A 16,577-nucleotide genomic window follows, 5' to 3' on the forward strand; every position below is an offset into this window, starting at 1 on the left:
TTACCGGTGGTTCTTGGTGCGCAGCTTGGAGAACAGCCCGCCGGGCTTGGCGCCGTTCGAGGCGAGCGAAGGGACGTCTTCGCCGCGCTGCTGGGCGAGTTCGACGAGGAGGTCGCGCTGGGCGTCGTCGAGTTTGGTCGGCACGACGACGTCGATGTGGACGTGCAGGTCGCCGCGGCCGTCGACGCGGCCGGAGGACCGCAGCCGCGGCATGCCCTTGGCGGTGAGCACGAGTTCGGTGGCGGGCTGGGTGCCCGGCTCGATGTCGAGTTCGTAGTCGCCGTCGATGAGCGTCTCGATGGGCACCGTGGCGCCGAGCGCGGCGGTGGTCATCGGGATGCGGAAGTTGCAGTGCAGGTCGTTGCCCTGCCGGACGAACACCTCGTGGGGTGCCTCGTCGATCTCGACGTACAGGTCGCCGGCGGGGCCGCCGCCGGGGCCGACCTCGCCCTGGCCGGAGAGGCGGATGCGCATGCCGTCGCCGACGCCCGGCGGGATCTTGGCGGTGACGTTGCGGCGGGCGCGGACCCGGCCGTCGCCGCCGCACTGGCGGCACGGGTCGGGGATGACCTCGCCGAAGCCGCGGCAGACCGGGCACGGACGGGCCGTGACGACCTGGCCGAGGAAGGACCGCTGGACGGACTGGACCTCGCCCGCGCCGCCGCAGGTGTCGCAGGTCTTGGTGCCGGTGCCTTCGGCCGCGCCGGCGCCGCGGCACAGGTCGCAGACGATGGCGGTGTCGACGGTGATCTCGCGGTCGACGCCGGTGGCGCAGTCCTCGAGGGTGAGGCCGAGGCGGATGAGCGCGTCGGAGCCGGGCTGCACGCGGCTGCGCGGGCCACGGCCGCGGCCGCCGCCACCTCCGGCGGCGCCGAAGAAGGCGTCCATGATGTCGCCGAGGCCGCCGAAGCCCGAGAACGGGTCTCCGCCGCCGCGGGCGCCGCCGTCCATCGGGTCGCCGCCGAGGTCGACGACCTTGCGCTTCTGCGGGTCGGACAGCACCTCGTACGCGGTGGTCACCTCGCCGAAGCGGTGCTGCGCGTCCTCCGACGGGTTGACGTCGGGGTGCAGTTCACGGGCCAGTTTGCGGTACGCGCGCTTGATGTCCTGATCCGTCGCGTTCTTCGCAACCCCGAGAATGCCGTAATAGTCCCTCGCCACCGTCTTCGCCTTCTCCTTCTGACTTCGACCTCAACGCCGCGTTCAGCGGCCGGAGAGGATCTGCCCCACGTAGTTCGCCACCGCGCGCACCGCGGCGATGGTGTTCGGGTAGTCCATCCTGGTCGGCCCGACGACGCCCATCCCGCCCAGCAGCATGTCGTCCATCCCGTAGCCGATGGACACCACCGAGGTGCTGCGCATCTGCTCGTCCTCATTTTCCTCACCGATGCGCACGCTGATCGCACCGGGGTTGCGGGCGGCCGCCAGCAGCTTGAGCACGATGACCTGCTCCTCGAGCGCCTCCAGCACCTGCCGCAGCGATCCGGGGAAGTCCGAGACGTTGCGGGTGAGGTTGGCCGTGCCGCCGAGCACCAGCCGCTCTTCGGGGTGCTCGACCAGCGATTCCACCAGCACGGTACAGACACGGGTGAGGCTGTCGCGCAGTTCGCCCGGCGACTTCTCGGGCAGTTCGGCGACCGACGCCGCGGCGTCGGTGAGACGGCGGCCCGCCAGTGCCCCGTTGAGCACCGTGCGCAGCCTGGCGACGTTCTCCTCGGTGATGACGTCGCCGAGGTCGACGGTGCGCTGGTCGACGCGGCCGGAATCGGTGATCAGCACCAGCATCAGCCGCGCGGGGGTGAGCGGCACCACTTCGAGGTGGCGGACGGCGGAGTTGGTCATCATCGGGTACTGGATGACCGCGACCTGCCTGGTCAGCTGCGCGAGCAGCCGGACGGAGCGGCGCAGGACGTCGTCGACGTCGGTGCCGCTGTCGAGGAAGGCCGTGATGGCCCGGCGTTCGGCCGCGCTGAGCGGTTTGACCTCGGCGATCCGGTCGACGAACAGGCGGTATCCCTTGTCGGTCGGGATCCGGCCCGCGCTGGTGTGGGGCTGTGTGATGTAGCCCTCTTCTTCCAGCGCCGCCATGTCGTTGCGCACCGTGGCGCTGGACACGCCGAGGTTGTGTCTGTCGACGATCGCCTTGGACCCGACGGGCTCCTGGTTGGAGACGTAATCGGCGACGATCGCGCGCAGCACTTCGAAGCGGCGCTCTTCCGCGTTGGCCACCCGCACCTCCCTCGGCTCGTCCTCACAACGAGTTTACGGAAGGCGGAGTGCCCGGCGAGCCCCCGCACTTTCTTCGCCGCCCGTCAGCCGCGCCCGCGACGGGAGCGCCGCGGCGACTCCAAGGGCTTCCGGATCACTTTCACCGACCCCCACCAGGCGAAACCCGTGACCCGCAGAACCGGCGCACCCGGTGCGGGCCGCCCTCGTCCCGTCCGGCGACCGGTGCCGAAGCCGCCCATCAGGCCGATTCCCCGGACGTCGACGGCGAAATCCTCGGGAACGACGATCTTGACGCCGCCCATGACCGCCACCGCCCGGATCGTGCACGGTCCGGCGGTGATCCGGGCCTGCCGCAGATCGAGGCGCACGCTTCCCCAGAACGCGCGGCTGACATGGTTCGACGGCAGCGGCCCGTCGAACCGCCGCGTGGTGGCGGACATGACGGCGAACGAACGCCGTCCGCCTTGCTCGCCGTCTCCGGCCGGGGACAGGGCGAGCGCGCCGCCGGGAGCCAGATCCGCGACGACGGGCTCGAATTCCGCGAAGGTCTTGGCCGCGTAGACGGCGTCCAGCCTCGTTTCCAGTTCACCGGCGGTGATCCGTCCCGCACCCATGGCTTCGTACAGCAGTTGCGCGACGTTTTCGCGATCGGAATCGGCCACCCGCATCGCCGACCGCTTCGGTTCCGACATGACGGCGACGATAGCCGGAATCGGCGTATCCCGGAAATTGCGCGACAGCCGAACGGACCACCATGAGTGAATTCGGTTTCCCCGCTCTGACCGGAATGACAAAACCGCCGCCCCTGACAATCCCGGACGCGAACAGCCGTCCCACCGTGACAATTCGACGACCGGCGATCCTCCGGCCATTGACCGCCAAGGGCCGGAAGGTCTTACATCTAGGCCGTGTCCGGTAATTCTTCGTGATCCAGGTGGTTCCTGGCGGTGCGGGCGGATTTGCCTCGTACCGGGGCGAACAGGACTTGCCGGACACGGCCTGGTCACCTGCGGGAATTTCGTCCACCTGCCTCACTTTCCGACTCAGCGTGGAGCGCGATATGACTTCTTCCCTTCGCCGTGTCCTGATCGCCGCCCTGACCGCGACGTTGGTCGCGGTGGGCGCGCCGGCCGCGAGCGCGGACACGAATTCGGTGTACACCACTTCTTCACCACTTCCCTCGGGCGAGAACGGTGACGTGGTCAAGTCTCAGCCCTCGACCTACAACGGGGCGAAATCGACCCGGATCCAATATCTGTCGCGGGACAACAAGGACAAGCAGGTCGCGGTGAGCGGCACCGTGCTGGTGCCGGACAAACCGTGGACCGGTCCCGGCGAACGGCCGATCGTGGCCTACGCGCCGTTCACCTTCGGCATGGGCCCGGACTGCGCTCCCTCGAAGACCCTCGCGGGTGAGGGGGCATCGGACCTGGTCTCCGGTTTCCAGGGCGGGTTCGTCAACGCGTTGCTGGGCGCCGGGTTCGCCGTGGCCCAGACCGACTACATCGGACCGTGGGTGGAAGGCAGCGGCGATCACCCGTACGTCGTCCGGTTGTCCGAGGCGCACACCGTGCTCGACGTCCTCCGCGCCGCGCAGCGGTTGCCGGGAACCGGTCTGCCCGCCAGCGGCCCGGTGGGCATCGCGGGCTACTCCGAGGGCGGCAGTGCCGCCGCGGCCGCCGCCGAACTGGCCGCCACCTACGCCCCCGAACTGAACGTCAAAGGCGTCTACTCCGGCGCGCCGCCCGCGGACAAGGCTGCGCTGTCGAAGTCGCTCGACGGCGGAATGTACTTCGGGTTCCTCGGCTACGCCCTGATCGGCATCAACCAGGCCTATCCCGAGGCCAAGCTGATGAACCTGGCCAACCCGACGGGTGCCGAGCTGTTCCTGCAGGCACGCCGGACCTGCACCATGAACGCGGTCCTCCAGTTCATGTTCAAGCAGTCCAGCTCGCTGACGAAGGAAGGCAAGCCGGTGTCGGCCTACCTGTCCCAGCCGCCGTTCGACGCGATCGTGGCGGAGAACCGGATCGGTACCGTCAAACCCGCCATGCCGGTTCTGGTCGAACAGAGCCCGATGGACGACGTCATCCCGGCGGCCGTCGGCAAGCAGATGGCGAAGGACTGGTGCGGCAAGGGCGCCAACGTCCAGTGGAAGGACTTGCCGACCTTCACACCGTTCTTCTCGCACGCGCTGGGCATGACGACCGCGTCCACCGATGCCACCGAGTGGTTGAAGGGCGTGTTCAACGGCCAAGCGGGCAACGGCAACTGCGGCCGGTTCTGACACACCCTCCCCTGCGATCATCGAGTCCGTGAAGGCTTCCTTGAGGGACTCTGGGTCCCTCAAGGAGGCCTTCACGGACCGAGCCGGGAATCGACCGGCCGGCGTCAGCTGTTGCGCGGGAACCCGAGGTTCACGCCGCCCTGCGAGGGGTCCGGCCACCGCGACGTGACGACCTTCGTCCGCGTGAAGAAGTGGAACCCCTCCGGCCCGTACGCGTGGCTGTCCCCGAACAGCGAGTCCTTCCACCCGCCGAACGAGTAGTAGCCGACCGGTACCGGGATCGGCACGTTCACGCCGACCATCCCGACCTCGACCTCGTTCTGGAACCGCCGCGCGGCCCGTCCGTCGTTGGTGAAGATCGCGGTGCCGTTGCCGTAGGGGTTGCCGTTGATCAGCTCCAGCGCCGCGTCGTATCCCTCGGCCCGCGCGACCGCCAGCACCGGCCCGAAGATCTCGTCGGTGTAGATCGACATCTCCGGCGTGACGTGGTCGAACAGCGTCGGGCCCAGCCAGAACCCGCCGTCCTCGCCGTCGACCTCGACGCCGCGGCCGTCGACGACGAGCCGGGCGCCCGCCTCGACCCCCGCCCCGACATAGGACTCGACGCGTTCGTGGTGGGCGGCGGTGACGAGCGGGCCCATCTCCGAGGTGGGCCGCATGCCGTCGCCGACCCGGAGCCGCTTGATCCGCTCGGCGATCTTAGCGACCAGTTCGTCGCCGACCGGGTCGAGGACGACCACGACCGACACCGCCATGCACCGCTCCCCCGCCGAGCCGAAGCCCGCCGAGACGGCCGCGTCGGCGGCGAGGTCGAGGTCCGCGTCCGGGAGCACGACCATGTGGTTCTTCGCGCCGCCGAGCGCCTGCACGCGTTTCCCGTGCCTGGTCCCGGTTTCGTAGACGTACTTCGCGATCGGCGTCGACCCGACGAACGAGATCGCCTTGACGTCGCGGTGTTCCAGCAGCCCGTCGACGGCCCCCTTGTCGCCGTGCAGGACGTTGAGGACGCCGTCGGGCAGACCCGCCTCGGCGAACAGTTCCGCGATGAAGATCGCCGCCGACGGGTCCTTCTCGCTCGGCTTGAGCACGACGGTGTTGCCGCAGGCGAGCGCGTTCGGGACGAACCACAGCGGGACCATCGCCGGGAAGTTGAACGGCGAGATCACGCCGACCACGCCCAGCGGCTGCGAGATCGAGTAGACGTCGACGCCGGTGGAGGCGTTCTCGCTGAACCCGCCCTTGAGCAGCTGCGCGGCACCGCAGGCGTACTCGACGTTCTCGATCGCGCGCGCGACTTCGCCCGCCGCGTCGGATTCGACCTTGCCGTGTTCGCTCGTGACGATCTTCGCCAGCTCATCACGCCGCGCCGAAAGCAGCTCACGGAAGGCGAACAGCACCCGCGTCCGCCCGGCCAGCGACGTCCCGCGCCAGCCCGGCAGCGCCCGGGACGCGGCTGCGACGGCGGCGTCGACGTCGTCCTGCGCGGCGAAGGCGACCTTCGCCCGCACCTGGCCGGTGGCCGGATCGAACACGTCCCCGGATCGGTCGCTCACGCCTTCGCACGGTTTGCCGTCTATCCAGTGGGTGATGCGGTCGGTCACGGGTTCCGCCCTCCTGATCGCCGGGTGCCTGCTCCCGGTCGAGTCTGGGCGCGCGCGCCACACCGACGCCATCGGCAACGTGTACGGACTCCCGGTCCCGGCCGTACAGTCTGTCTCCAGCGTTGCCGAACCGGGTGGGAGGCCGATGTACCCGACCGTCGCCGAGGTGCTCGCGCTGCCGGTGCTGCGTCAGGGCAGGCCCCATGTGGTGGCGGGGGCGGCGGGGCTGGACGCGCCGGTCCGCTGGGCGCACGTCGCCGAGGTCGCGGACATCGCCCCGTTGCTGCGCGGCGGGGAACTCGTGCTCACCACCGGGGTCGCGCTGCCGGACGACGGCGCCGCGCTCGCCAGGTACGTCACCGATCTGGCCGGCGTCGGGGTGGCCGGGATCGTGGTCGAACTGGTCCGGCATTGGAGCGAGAAACTGCCGTCCGCGCTGGTCGACGCCGCGGACCGGCACGGTGTCCCGCTGATCACCCTTTCGCGCGAGACGCGTTTCGTGTCGGTCACCGAGGCGGTGAACGGGCTGATCGTCGACGCCCAGGTCGACGAACTCCGCGCGGCGGAGCGGGTCCACGAGACCTTCACCGCGCTGACCGTCGCCGGTGCCGAACCGGGCGACATCCTGCGCGAGGTCGCGAGGCTCACCGAACATCCCGTCGTGCTGGAGACGCTCGCGCACGAAGTCCTCGCCTACGACACGGCGGGGACCGACCCGGGTGACTTGCTGCCCGGCTGGCCGTCCCGGTCGCGGCCGGTGCAGGTCGGCGAGCGGACCGGTTATCACCCGGGCGCGGGCTGGCTGATCACCGTGGTCGGCGCGCGCGGGCACGACTGGGGGCGGCTGGTCGTCGTCTGCGGGGATCCACCGCCGCACCGGCACGTCGTGGTCGCCGAACGGGCGGCGTCCGCGCTCGCGGTGCACCGGCTGGTCGCCAAGGACACCGACTCCCTCGAACGCCAGGCGCACCGCGCGATCCTGACCGAACTGCTGGCGAACCCGGTGCCGCCCGCCGAACTGACCGCGCGGGCCTCCGCGCTGGGTGTCCCGCTGACGGGACGGCTGCTCGTCGGGGTCGCGGTGCGGCCCCGGATCACCGTGACCGCGAAAACCGCGCAGTCGACTCCGGTGCTGCTGCGGGAACTCGCCGAGGCGACCGTGCTCGCCGCCCGGCACGCCAAGGTGTCCGCGCTGGTGGCCACCGACGACACCCAGGTGCGCGCGCTGATCGCGCTGTCGCCCGAGGCCGGGGTCGACGCGGTGCTGAAGCGGCTGGCGACCGACGTCCACGAGGCCCGCGCCGGTGCGCCGCCCGTGGTCGCGGTCGGGACCACGGGCGGCGGGCCCGCCGACGCGCGCCGGACGCTCGTCGAAGCCGCGCAGGTCGCCGCCGCGGCGCTCACCGAGAACGCCGAACGGGTGGTCCACCGGCTCGACGACGTCCGGTTGCGCGGACTGCTGCATCTGCTGGCGGGCGACGAACGGATCACCGCGTTCGCCGCGCGGGAGCTCGGCCCGTTGCTGAACCGGGACGCCGCACAGGGCAGCAGACTCGTCCAGGCGTTGAGGCATTACTGCGAGCACGGTGGCAACAAGTCGGCGGCGGCCGCCGCCGCGCACACTTCCCGCACCGCCTACTACCAGCAGCTGGCCAGGATCGAGCAGGTCCTCGGGGTACGGCTCGAAGATCCGGAGTCGATGCTCTCGCTTTATGTCGCTTTGCTCGCGCACGACATTCGAAAAGCGGACGACCACACGTCCGAGTGAGCAAATCTCACCCGAGAGAGGAACACAGTGACCGGGTCATGTCAGCCGATAGTGTTGGTATGGCTTTCTTCGAACCGATCGGCGCCTGCGTACTCGCGTTGGCCTGTCTGGCCCCGGCGCAACCCGCCGAATCCACCTTCCAGCTGACCAGTCACGACACCAGGGGCCGGGTCGGCACCGTCTCGCTCACCTGCGAACCCACCGGGGGGTCTCACCCGGGACGCGGCGGCGCCTGCGCCAAACTGTCCGAAGTGGACGGAGACTTCGACAGGCTGCGCCCGGAACCGCGGGCCTGCACCTTGGAATACGCCCCGGTGGACGTCTCCGCCGTCGGGAAGTGGCGCGGTGAACCGGTCATCTACCGCACCTCGTACGCCAACCGTTGCGTCGCCGACGCCGAGTCGGCAGGCGTCTTCACCTTCTGACTCGTGACCCCAGGTAAGTCGACTCTGGCGTATCCCTGGGGCTGACCTTGTGTCGCGAAAGCCTCTTTTGAGGACATCTGGTGTTTCGAAAGAGGCTTTCGCGACCTGGCCCGGGTGGACTCGGCGCCCGGTCTTCCTCAGCCGACAGGCCGGTATTCGACCTCGAGGTGCGGCTCCACGTCGTTGTTGTGGCGTGTCACCACGAACAGGTGGTCCTGGTCGGCCGACCAGGACAAGCCGCGAGGCTGGACGGTCTCACCGCTGTCGAGTGAGACGGTGTTGACCGGGGTCACGCCACCCACTTCGTAGATCAGCACGTCATTGCCGTCCGTGGTCAGCGCACCCGCGGCCAGATACAGGTCGTCGGGCGACAGCGACACCGCGACCGGGCGTGGCCGGGCGGCGTACGCGCCCCGCCGGGCCAGATCCGCGGAAGCGAACGCCTCCACCCGGTCGCGTCCGCCCGCCGCGCTGTAGAGCGTGGCCCCGTCCGCGGTGATGTCGGTGTCGTACAGTCCGGCGCCGACGACGTCACCCGTGGCACCGGTGCCGAGCTCCCCGCCGGACACGGTGTACACCTGCACCATGGACTGGCTCAGCGACAACTGTCCGGCGAGCAGCGGGCCGTTCGCCACTCCCGACGAGGTCAGCAACGGCGCGCGCTGGTAGCGGACGTCCTTCTGGTGATCGCCGGAAACCGGCGTCGCCGCGGCCGGGTCCAGTTTGCCGATCTTGCCCGAGAAAGTGCCGTCGACGCAGCCGTAGCCGAACCAGATCAGGTCACCGGTCCTGGCCAGATGCGTCGGGCAGGTGCCCGCGCCGGTCGGATACCGGGCCGTCTCGGTCAGCGTCGCGGTGTCGATCACCGAGATCGCGTCCCCGGCGGACAGTGCGGCGTAGAGCTTGGTGCCGTCGGCGCTCAGCACGAGCCCGTCCGCCCCCAGCTGATTCGGGATGGTCCGGCGAACCCTGGCGGAGAAATCCGCCACGACGATGCCATTGCCGGAGCCGCCACCGGAAACGAACACCCGCTCGTGCGCGTCGTCCACGACGACGTCGCCGAACCCAGGCAACGGCAGTTCCTGGCCCGCCGACGCCACCGGCGCCGCGACGACGGAAACCGTCATCGCGACCACCGCACCCAACCCCGCCAACACTCTTCGTCTCATCGCCCCTACCTTCCTCTGTTCTGCTTGGATGCGTAGCGGATCGAAAGCCTAAATCGGCTCGCCCGCCACTCCGCTGAATCCGACGAGACCGTTCCGCTTCGCCATGTCGAGAATCTCCGGGAGATAATCCAATTGGCGAACCGAGAGGGTTAGGAGGACGTACTTTCCGGCGTGATCCGGTTCCTCTTCCAGGTCGAATCGAGACGGTTCTAGAACGTCGTCCACATCTGGCCACCTAGCCAGCAACTCCTCGCGGAACCGCACTACGTCAGGGCTCACGACAAGGTCTCCGGTGTCGCCCTCGGCAAGGTTGTCGAAGACCTCTTCAGGGTCCCCGGCAGAGCGCTTCCAGAAGCCGAAGTCGCTACTCACAGGTCATCCTCTCAGGTTAGGGGTTGCAAATCGGACAGGCTGTACCGCGCCGGACGACCGAGGTTTCGAACCCGTACGTCTTCGCCAGCCATTCATCCTTCCTTCGCTGCCCCTTGGTGTAATTCGATTTATTGACCTTCACCTCATAAAGATGGAGGTTTCCGTCCGGGTTCCTGACCGCGATATCCACTTGGCGCCTGCCATAAGGGGTCCACAAGTCAAGTCCATTACCGTAGCTCTCACTGTAGATATCGGACTTCTTGTAGAATTGCTCAAACGTCTCTGTCATTTCATCAACGCCGCTGGCGCCACGTGCTTTGTCATGCGTGCGATTGCCGCAGTTGCTGTTGTGAACGAGGACCGCAGTCTCGCCCGCCAGCACATAGTACGTGTGTACGTCCTGGACGGTGAGGTTGTGGACCTTCTGCCGCTGGGTCCACGACCGTGTCGAGACGACGCTGAGGCGTTCGCCGTCGTCGGCGCGCACCTGGTCGCCGGGGCGCAGGTCCTTGGCATCGACCCAGCGGCCCTGCTGGTCGACCCAGAACGGGTGCTCCCCGGTGGCGACCACGACACCGGTCGAGCCGGCGCGGTCACCGCCATCGGTGTCGACGGTGACCGCGACAAGGTCCTTGCTGCCCTCGCCGACGATGACCGCGGTGACCGGCCGGGCTACGGTGTCACCGGTCTCCGGATCCGTGGCCAGCACCTGCTCGCCCTCACGGACGTCTTCGATCGGCTTGTGGCTGCCGTCGGCCATCACCACCGTGGTGCCGGGCACGAAGCTGTTGCAGCCCGCTCCCTTCGACGCCCCGCCACCGGAGCCCTTCGAGGCACTGGTGCCGCCCGCGTTGGCCGCCTTGCCGCCGCCGGAGCCGCTGCCCGAGGCTTTCTTGCCGGTGGACGCCGTGCCGCCCGCCTTGCCGCCACCGGCGCCAGAGGGCTTCCCGCCGCTGCCGCCACCCGCCTTGGGCGCGGGTTTCGGTGCGGGCGCGGCCTTCGCTCCGTTCGCGCCGGCGTCGGCCGACTTGCTCGCGGTCTTCGCCGCGGTTTGCCCGGCGTCGGCGGCCTTGGCCCCGCCCTGCGCCGCCTCGGCACCCTTGACCGCGTATTTGCCTGCCTTGACCGCGGTGGCGCCCCAGCCCGCGAACGGGATCGCCGAGGCGGCCGACAGCGCGGCATTGGTCCAGTCGCCCTCGGCGGCGTACCAGGCCGCGTTGGCCAGGTCGGCCGCCTCGCCGACCACCGGGATGACGCCGGCGACGTCGAGCGCGGCGTGCCCGATCTCCTTGGCGTTGTCACCGATCCAGTCGACCGCGTCGTCGAACCAACCGTGCCCGTCGATCTCCACCTGCGACAGGGGGTTGCCCGCGCCGAAGGTGTACCGGTTGTTGGTCCACGGGTCGGTGGTCATCCCGAGATCCGCTGTCGCGCCGTTGTAGAGGTCGAGGGTCAGGAACCGGTTCAGGCCCGGCGAGTAGTCCCGGAAGCCCATGTCGTAGGTGCCGGTGGACTTGTCGTGCCGGGCGGTGTTGAACCGGTACGAGTTCTCCTCGGCCTTGTCCGGGTTGGCCGGGTCGGGTTTGTCCTCCCCGGAGAACTGTTTCTCGTCGTCCTTGCCGTAGGCGGTGTAGCCGTAGGTGGACTTCGTGTTGCCTTCCGCGTCGGTGACCTGCTCGACGTCGGAGTGCGGGTTGAACCCGTACACCGCGTCCTCTTCGGTCCCGTCGTCCTTGAACTTGATCTGCGCCAGCAATTCGCCGTCGGCGCCGTACTGGTATGCCTTGCGCAGCTTGCCGTTCTCGTCCTCGGTCAGGACCTGATCGGACAGCCCGAGGTGGTGATACGCGGTGGTCTTGTCGTCGACCTTCTTCGTCTGCTGCCGGTCGAGCGGGTCGTAGGTGTAGGTGGTGGTCTTCGGGCCGCGGCCGTCGTCCTTGACGTGTTCGATCTTGCGGTCGAAGCCGTCGTAGGTGTACTTCTCCAGTTCCTTGCCGGACTGGGTGACCCGGTTCAGCTTGCCGAAGGCGTCGTAGTCGTAGACGGACTTCTGGCCGTCGGTGTCCGACGACATCAGCCGGTTGCGGTCGTAGTCGAACTTCGTCTTCTTGCTGTCGACCTCCTGCTCCCAGACGTTGCCGTTGTCGTCGTGCTTGTAGTTCTCCTTGCGTTCCCCGTCGGTGCCCTTCTTCGTGACCTCACGGACGCGATCCCGCGGGTCGTAGGTGTAGGCGGCGTCGGTGTCGATGGTCGCGCCGTGGTCGTCGGCGTTCTGGCTGCGGCCGTTGTCCTTGATCCGGTTGGAGTTGGGGTCGTACTCGAGGTTGTGCTCGGTGACGACCGGGCCGTTGTTCTTCTTGCGCTCGACCTGGGATCGCAGCAGACCGTCGAGGTAATAGGTGTAGTCGACGACGTTGCCGTTGCTCTTGACCTGCTTCTCGACGTGCCCGCGTTTGGTGTAGGTGAAGGTGTTGACCTTGCCGGCGTCGCCGTCGTCGCGCTTGTTCGTGGTCTTTTCGACCTGGTCGAGCGGGTTGTAGTCGTACAACGAGGTCCGGCCGTCGAACTTCGCCGACTTGAGGTTGCGGTTCTCGTCGTAGGTGTAGGCGGTGCTGTGCTCGACCTTGCCGTCGTTCAGCTCCTCGACCAGGTCGGCCAGGTCCACCTCGTCATAGCGGACACGGTAGGTGTCGATCGCCGTCTCCGGCGACGAGTCGGTCAGCTCGACCAGGTTGTCATTGGCGTCGTAACGGTGGGCGAAGGTCTTCTTTTCGTTGTCGGCGTCGGCGCTGTTGTCACGCACCAGCTGCACGGCGTCGGCCGCGACCGAGCCGCCCGCCTGACCGGACAGCGTCACGTTCCGGACCTGCCCCGCGGACATGGGGTACTTGCCGAGGCTGACCCACTCCCCGGCGCGAGTGGTCTGGTCCACCTTCTTGGTGGTGGCACCGTCGTTGTGCTCGACGGTGTAGGTGGCGTCCGTGGCGTCGGCGCGCGGGTAGCGCACCAGCACCTCGTACGTGCCGTCGGCAGGCACCGGAGCCTTCCAGGTGAACGACGCGTCGGCGGCACGGCCGTCGCCCGCACGGTACTGCGTGCCCTGGAAACCCTTGTCCGAGTTCGCGGTCGCCCACTGACCGGTGGCCTGGGTGCGGTCGGGGTTGGCGTTGTCGACCACGACCACATCGCGGCCGACCGGGACGCCCTCGTCCGACCGGGTCTTCAGCTTGCCGTCGGGGAAGTAGTCCCAGGTCTGCACCCGGTTCGCTCCGCCACCGGCACTGGTCAGCGTCCGGTTGGCCTGCTGACCGGTCGGCGTGTAGTCGTAGGTGGTCTTGATGTCCCACTGGTCGACCGACTCACGCAGCCAGCCGTTGTCGTAATAGCCCAGTTTGGTGACGTTGCGGATCTGCTCGCCGTGCGATGGTGGCGCGGAGGTCTCCTTGACCCGGCCGACCTCGTCGTAGGTGGTGATCGTGCTGACCGGCTTGTTGTGTTCGGCGTCGCCGGGTGCGTAGGGCAGGATCTCCTCGCGAGTCCGGTTCAGCTCGTCGTAGACGGTCTCGGTGACGAAGTCGTTCGCCTCGCCGGGGGTGTCCACCCCACGGGGGTTGATCGTCCTGGTCAGATTCCCGACCTGGTCGTACTCGTAGCGGGTGGTGAAGTACCGCAGACCACCGTCGTTGCTGTGCGGAGACCTCACCTCGACCTGCATGGCCCGCTCGTCGAGGGTGATCAGGGTTTTGTTGCCCTCTTCGTCGGTGCTGGCCACCACGTTGCCATCGCGGTCGTGCTCGGTCCGCACCGAGTTGCCGTTCGCGTCGATCGTCTCAAGTAGCTGATGGTTGAGATCGAAGCGGTATTTCGTGGTGTAGTCGGCCGGGTCCGGGGTCTTGTCCTTGCGGGCATCGATGTGGGTCACCAGGTTGCCGACGTCGTCGTACTGCGTGGTGATCTGGTCACCCGTCACGTCGGTCGCCCGCACGATCTGGTTCACCTCGTCGTAGACGAAGGTGAGGGTGAAGTCGCGCGGGTCGTTCGGCGTGAGCACGCCCTTGGGCTCGACCTGCTTGATCAGGTTGCCGACGGCGTCGTAACCGAAGGTGGTGGTCTTTTCCGGCCCGTCAGGGGTGTCCTTCGGCGCCTGGACCGCGACCTGCCGGTCCATCTCGTCGAACGTGGTGCGGGTGACCGCGCCGTTCGCCGCCGTGCTGGTCACGACGTTGTCGTTGCGGTCGTAGCGCGGGCCGGGGGTGACGATGTAGGTGCCCGCCGCCTGGTCCTTCGGCTGCTTGGTGTCGAGTGGCCGTTTGAAGACGTCGTAGGTGTAGGTGCTGGTCTTGCCGCGCGCGTCGGTGACCGAGGCGACGTTGCCGATCTGGTCGTAGCGATACAGGGTCGCGCAGCCCAGCGGATCGGTGATGACCCGCGGATAACCGTTGGGGTCGTAGTCTCCGTAGACGGTCGTGTGGCCGTTGGCGTCGGTCTGGTTGATGAGGTGCCCGAAACCGTCGTAGGAGTAGCGCGACGTGTAGTCGCTCTCCTGAGGTGTGGCGTTGCCCTTCGGGTCGGTGACCGCGACCAGGTTGGCCTTGTCGTCGTAGACGAAGGTCCACTTGCGACCTTCAGGTGTGGTCTTGTCCGTCAGATCGGCGACGTGCCCGTTCAGGTCGGTGCGATAGCCGAGTCTGGTCGGCGGCCCGCCCGTCTGGTTGGCGACGGCGTCCTTGATCTCCAACGGGTACCCGGTCTTCTGGTCATAGACCCAGCTCTGCGTGGCACCGTTGTTCTCCACCAGCTTGACGACGTTGTTGTCCTCGTCCCAGTGCAGGTGGGTCTTCTCGTTCTTGGCGTTGACGAACCGCTCGGGGCGGCCGTACCCGTCGAGCAGCGTCTTGCTGATATGCCCATTGGGGTCGACGACCGAGGATTCGATCTTCGACCCCGCCCCACCGTCGGGATCGGTGTAGTCGAAAGTCGTCGCGGCGGAGCGCCGGTCGGTGACCGTGCGGACGTTCCACCGGCGTTGCGTGTCGCCGGCTTCGGTGAAGTAGCCGAGGCGGGTGCTGTGCCCGTTCGGGTCCACGACGGAGGTCAGTTTGACGTTGTCCTCGTCGTAGAAGAAGGTGAACGGCTTCGCGTCGGGGGTTCCGGCTCCGTCGATGACCTCGCCGAGCGCGCCGCGGTCGGTGTAAGTGAACGTCACGACGCGTCCGGAGACGTCGGTGACCGATTTGAGCTTGTCGATGATGAACAGGTTGTCCAGCGCGGTGCCGGTCAGCTTCTTGCCGCCGAGAATGTAGGAGAACGCGTCACCACGCTGGTAGTAGTCCAGGGTGAGGGTACGGCGACCGGTGGCGTCGGTGACGTGTTTGAGGACACCGGTGTTGCGGTTGCCCAGCAGCGCGCGCTCATAGGTGAACGACATGGTGTTGCCGTTTTTGTCCACAGTGGACGTGTGATAGCCCTGGGAGTCGAAGAAGAACCGGGTCCGCTCGGGAGTGGTGAACACCCAGCGGCGCTCGTCGGCTCCCCCGGGAAGGTACTGCAGGTACAAATGCACGCCTGCCGGGCCGTCGTAGGTCCACTTCGCCGAGTCCGAGGAGTTGTTCTTGTTCAGCTCGAACACGTGACTGGTGCCGTCGCCGTCCACCAGGGTCACCGTGGCCGGCCAGCCCAGCAGACCGGGAAGCAGCCCGCCGAATTCCAGCGGGGTGCCGAGCCGGTTCAGCGTCGAGGAGGCGACCGACCAGCCACTACCGGCGTAGGAATCCGAGGTGTCGGCACTGTTGCTGCTCACCCGCAGGAAGCTGGCCAGCCCCCGGCTGGGGTTGCTCAGCACGTCGTAGTTCCACACCGCGTTGCCCGAGAACTGGTTCACCGATACGGCGCCGCCCGCCCCGGTGGGCGCTCCGGTATAGGAATAGAACTGCTCCAGCCCGAGCTGGTCCGACGTCGGGCGCTCGACCCGGACCGGCTGGTCGAGAGTCGCCACCCCGGCCGTCTCGGACAGCCACTTACGGGTCGAGGTGTCGTAGACGTCCCAGCGCAGCACGAACTGCTCACGCTCGTTGCCGGTGTCGGCCAAGGTCGGCGCCTTGACCTTGGCGTCCAGCGCCACGGCGGCGCCGGGGGCGAGGTCCGCGGGGAACGGGGTGTCGAGGCGATTGCCCGCGGTGGCGTCCTGGCCGTTCGGCAGTTCCCACCGGTAGGACAGCACATGTTTTCCCGCCACCAGAGGGAATTTGACCGTATTGGTCACGGTGACCCGCACCGGATACTCGTCACCGGGGATCATCCGCCGTGCCGTGTCCGGCGCCGAGTACGCGCCCGACGCGGCCTGTCCGACCACCGGCCTGGTCAGCGGCGCCTGGGCCGGCGCGGTCTTCGTCTCCGGCGGAGCGGCGGTCCGTGGACACCGCGGTGACGGAGGCGCGGCGACCCTCGCCGCCGGGCCGGGCACCGCCGCGACGGCGGGCGCGGGCACCAAGGCCACTCCCGCGAACGCGATCGCCGCCGCGGAGAGCATCGAACCGAAACGGACTGGTCTCCCCATGATTCCCAGTTCCTTCCACCTTCGGAATTCGCGCGCGTTGAGCCATCACTCGTTAGCCGACGCGAAACCGGCGACGTGAATTGCAGAAGTGTTTTCCCCAGTTGGCGTTCCGCCGCGTCTTGACGAGCGCCCCCAGCCCCGACGTGCTCACCGGGAGCACGCCGACAGTC

Annotated in this window: 10 protein-coding genes; 3 read left to right on the forward strand and 7 right to left on the reverse strand. The window is 68.2% G+C overall.

The window, feature by feature from the left end:
* The 3 genes from dnaJ to ACLJQ7_RS16015 form a co-directional block, all read right to left on the reverse strand.
* Positions 1 to 1,161, reverse strand: coding sequence for a molecular chaperone DnaJ (dnaJ, locus tag ACLJQ7_RS16005; RefSeq protein ID WP_410648991.1), 1,161 nt, complete (start codon positions 1,159 to 1,161; stop codon positions 1 to 3).
* A gap of 42 nt (positions 1,162 to 1,203) precedes the next feature.
* Positions 1,204 to 2,229 (reverse strand): heat-inducible transcriptional repressor HrcA, encoded by a 1,026-nt coding sequence (gene hrcA / locus ACLJQ7_RS16010; RefSeq protein WP_410648992.1) that lies wholly within the window; start codon positions 2,227 to 2,229, stop codon positions 1,204 to 1,206.
* 83 nt (positions 2,230 to 2,312) lie between these two features.
* Entirely contained in the window at positions 2,313 to 2,921 is a 609-nt protein-coding gene (locus tag ACLJQ7_RS16015; RefSeq protein WP_410648993.1) for a DUF1707 domain-containing protein, read from the reverse strand.
* Positions 2,922 to 3,289: 368 nt separating this feature from the next.
* Between ACLJQ7_RS16015 and ACLJQ7_RS16020 the strand changes: the two genes are divergently transcribed.
* Positions 3,290 to 4,516 (forward strand): lipase family protein, encoded by a 1,227-nt coding sequence (locus ACLJQ7_RS16020; protein ID WP_410648994.1) that lies wholly within the window; start codon positions 3,290 to 3,292, stop codon positions 4,514 to 4,516.
* A 104-nt stretch (positions 4,517 to 4,620) separates the two neighbouring features.
* Here ACLJQ7_RS16020 and ACLJQ7_RS16025 read toward each other — a convergent pair whose 3' ends face one another.
* Entirely contained in the window at positions 4,621 to 6,117 is a 1,497-nt protein-coding gene (locus ACLJQ7_RS16025; RefSeq protein WP_410648995.1) for a CoA-acylating methylmalonate-semialdehyde dehydrogenase, read from the reverse strand.
* Between the two features lie 145 nt (positions 6,118 to 6,262).
* Between ACLJQ7_RS16025 and ACLJQ7_RS16030 the strand changes: the two genes are divergently transcribed.
* Positions 6,263 to 7,885: a PucR family transcriptional regulator gene (locus tag ACLJQ7_RS16030; protein WP_410648996.1), complete on the forward strand. Its 1,623-nt coding sequence runs from the start codon at positions 6,263 to 6,265 to the stop codon at positions 7,883 to 7,885.
* Positions 7,886 to 7,944: 59 nt separating this feature from the next.
* Positions 7,945 to 8,310 carry an SSI family serine proteinase inhibitor gene (locus ACLJQ7_RS16035; RefSeq protein WP_410648997.1) on the forward strand — a complete coding sequence of 122 codons (366 nt, stop codon included), beginning with the start codon at positions 7,945 to 7,947 and terminating at the stop codon, positions 8,308 to 8,310.
* Positions 8,311 to 8,447: 137 nt separating this feature from the next.
* Here ACLJQ7_RS16035 and ACLJQ7_RS16040 read toward each other — a convergent pair whose 3' ends face one another.
* The 3 genes from ACLJQ7_RS16040 to ACLJQ7_RS16050 are packed head-to-tail and all read right to left on the reverse strand — an operon-like array spanning position 8,448 to position 16,407.
* Complete coding sequence (locus ACLJQ7_RS16040) at positions 8,448 to 9,479, reverse strand: YncE family protein (RefSeq protein ID WP_410648998.1); 1,032 nt, start codon at positions 9,477 to 9,479, stop codon at positions 8,448 to 8,450.
* A 48-nt stretch (positions 9,480 to 9,527) separates the two neighbouring features.
* Positions 9,528 to 9,851 carry a hypothetical protein gene (locus tag ACLJQ7_RS16045; protein WP_410648999.1) on the reverse strand — a complete coding sequence of 108 codons (324 nt, stop codon included), beginning with the start codon at positions 9,849 to 9,851 and terminating at the stop codon, positions 9,528 to 9,530.
* 16 nt (positions 9,852 to 9,867) lie between these two features.
* Entirely contained in the window at positions 9,868 to 16,407 is a 6,540-nt protein-coding gene (locus ACLJQ7_RS16050) for a polymorphic toxin-type HINT domain-containing protein (protein ID WP_410649000.1), read from the reverse strand.
* Positions 16,408 to 16,577: the final 170 nt, after the last annotated feature.

Origin of the sequence: Amycolatopsis sp. cmx-4-54 (assembly GCF_046548895.1) — a bacterium.
Lineage (GTDB): Bacteria > Actinomycetota > Actinomycetes > Mycobacteriales > Pseudonocardiaceae > Amycolatopsis.

What these genes read in the sequence shown, in the direction of transcription:
- ACLJQ7_RS16050 (WP_410649000.1), bottom strand. Translation starts at nt 16,407, where the DNA reads ATGGGGAGACCAGTCCGTTTCGGTTCGATGCTCTCCGCGGCGGCGATC.
- ACLJQ7_RS16020 (WP_410648994.1), top strand. Translation starts at nt 3,290, where the DNA reads ATGACTTCTTCCCTTCGCCGTGTCCTGATCGCCGCCCTGACCGCGACG.
- ACLJQ7_RS16035 (WP_410648997.1), top strand. Translation starts at nt 7,945, where the DNA reads ATGGCTTTCTTCGAACCGATCGGCGCCTGCGTACTCGCGTTGGCCTGT.
- ACLJQ7_RS16030 (WP_410648996.1), top strand. Translation starts at nt 6,263, where the DNA reads ATGTACCCGACCGTCGCCGAGGTGCTCGCGCTGCCGGTGCTGCGTCAG.
- ACLJQ7_RS16040 (WP_410648998.1), bottom strand. Translation starts at nt 9,479, where the DNA reads ATGAGACGAAGAGTGTTGGCGGGGTTGGGTGCGGTGGTCGCGATGACG.
- ACLJQ7_RS16015 (WP_410648993.1), bottom strand. Translation starts at nt 2,921, where the DNA reads ATGTCGGAACCGAAGCGGTCGGCGATGCGGGTGGCCGATTCCGATCGC.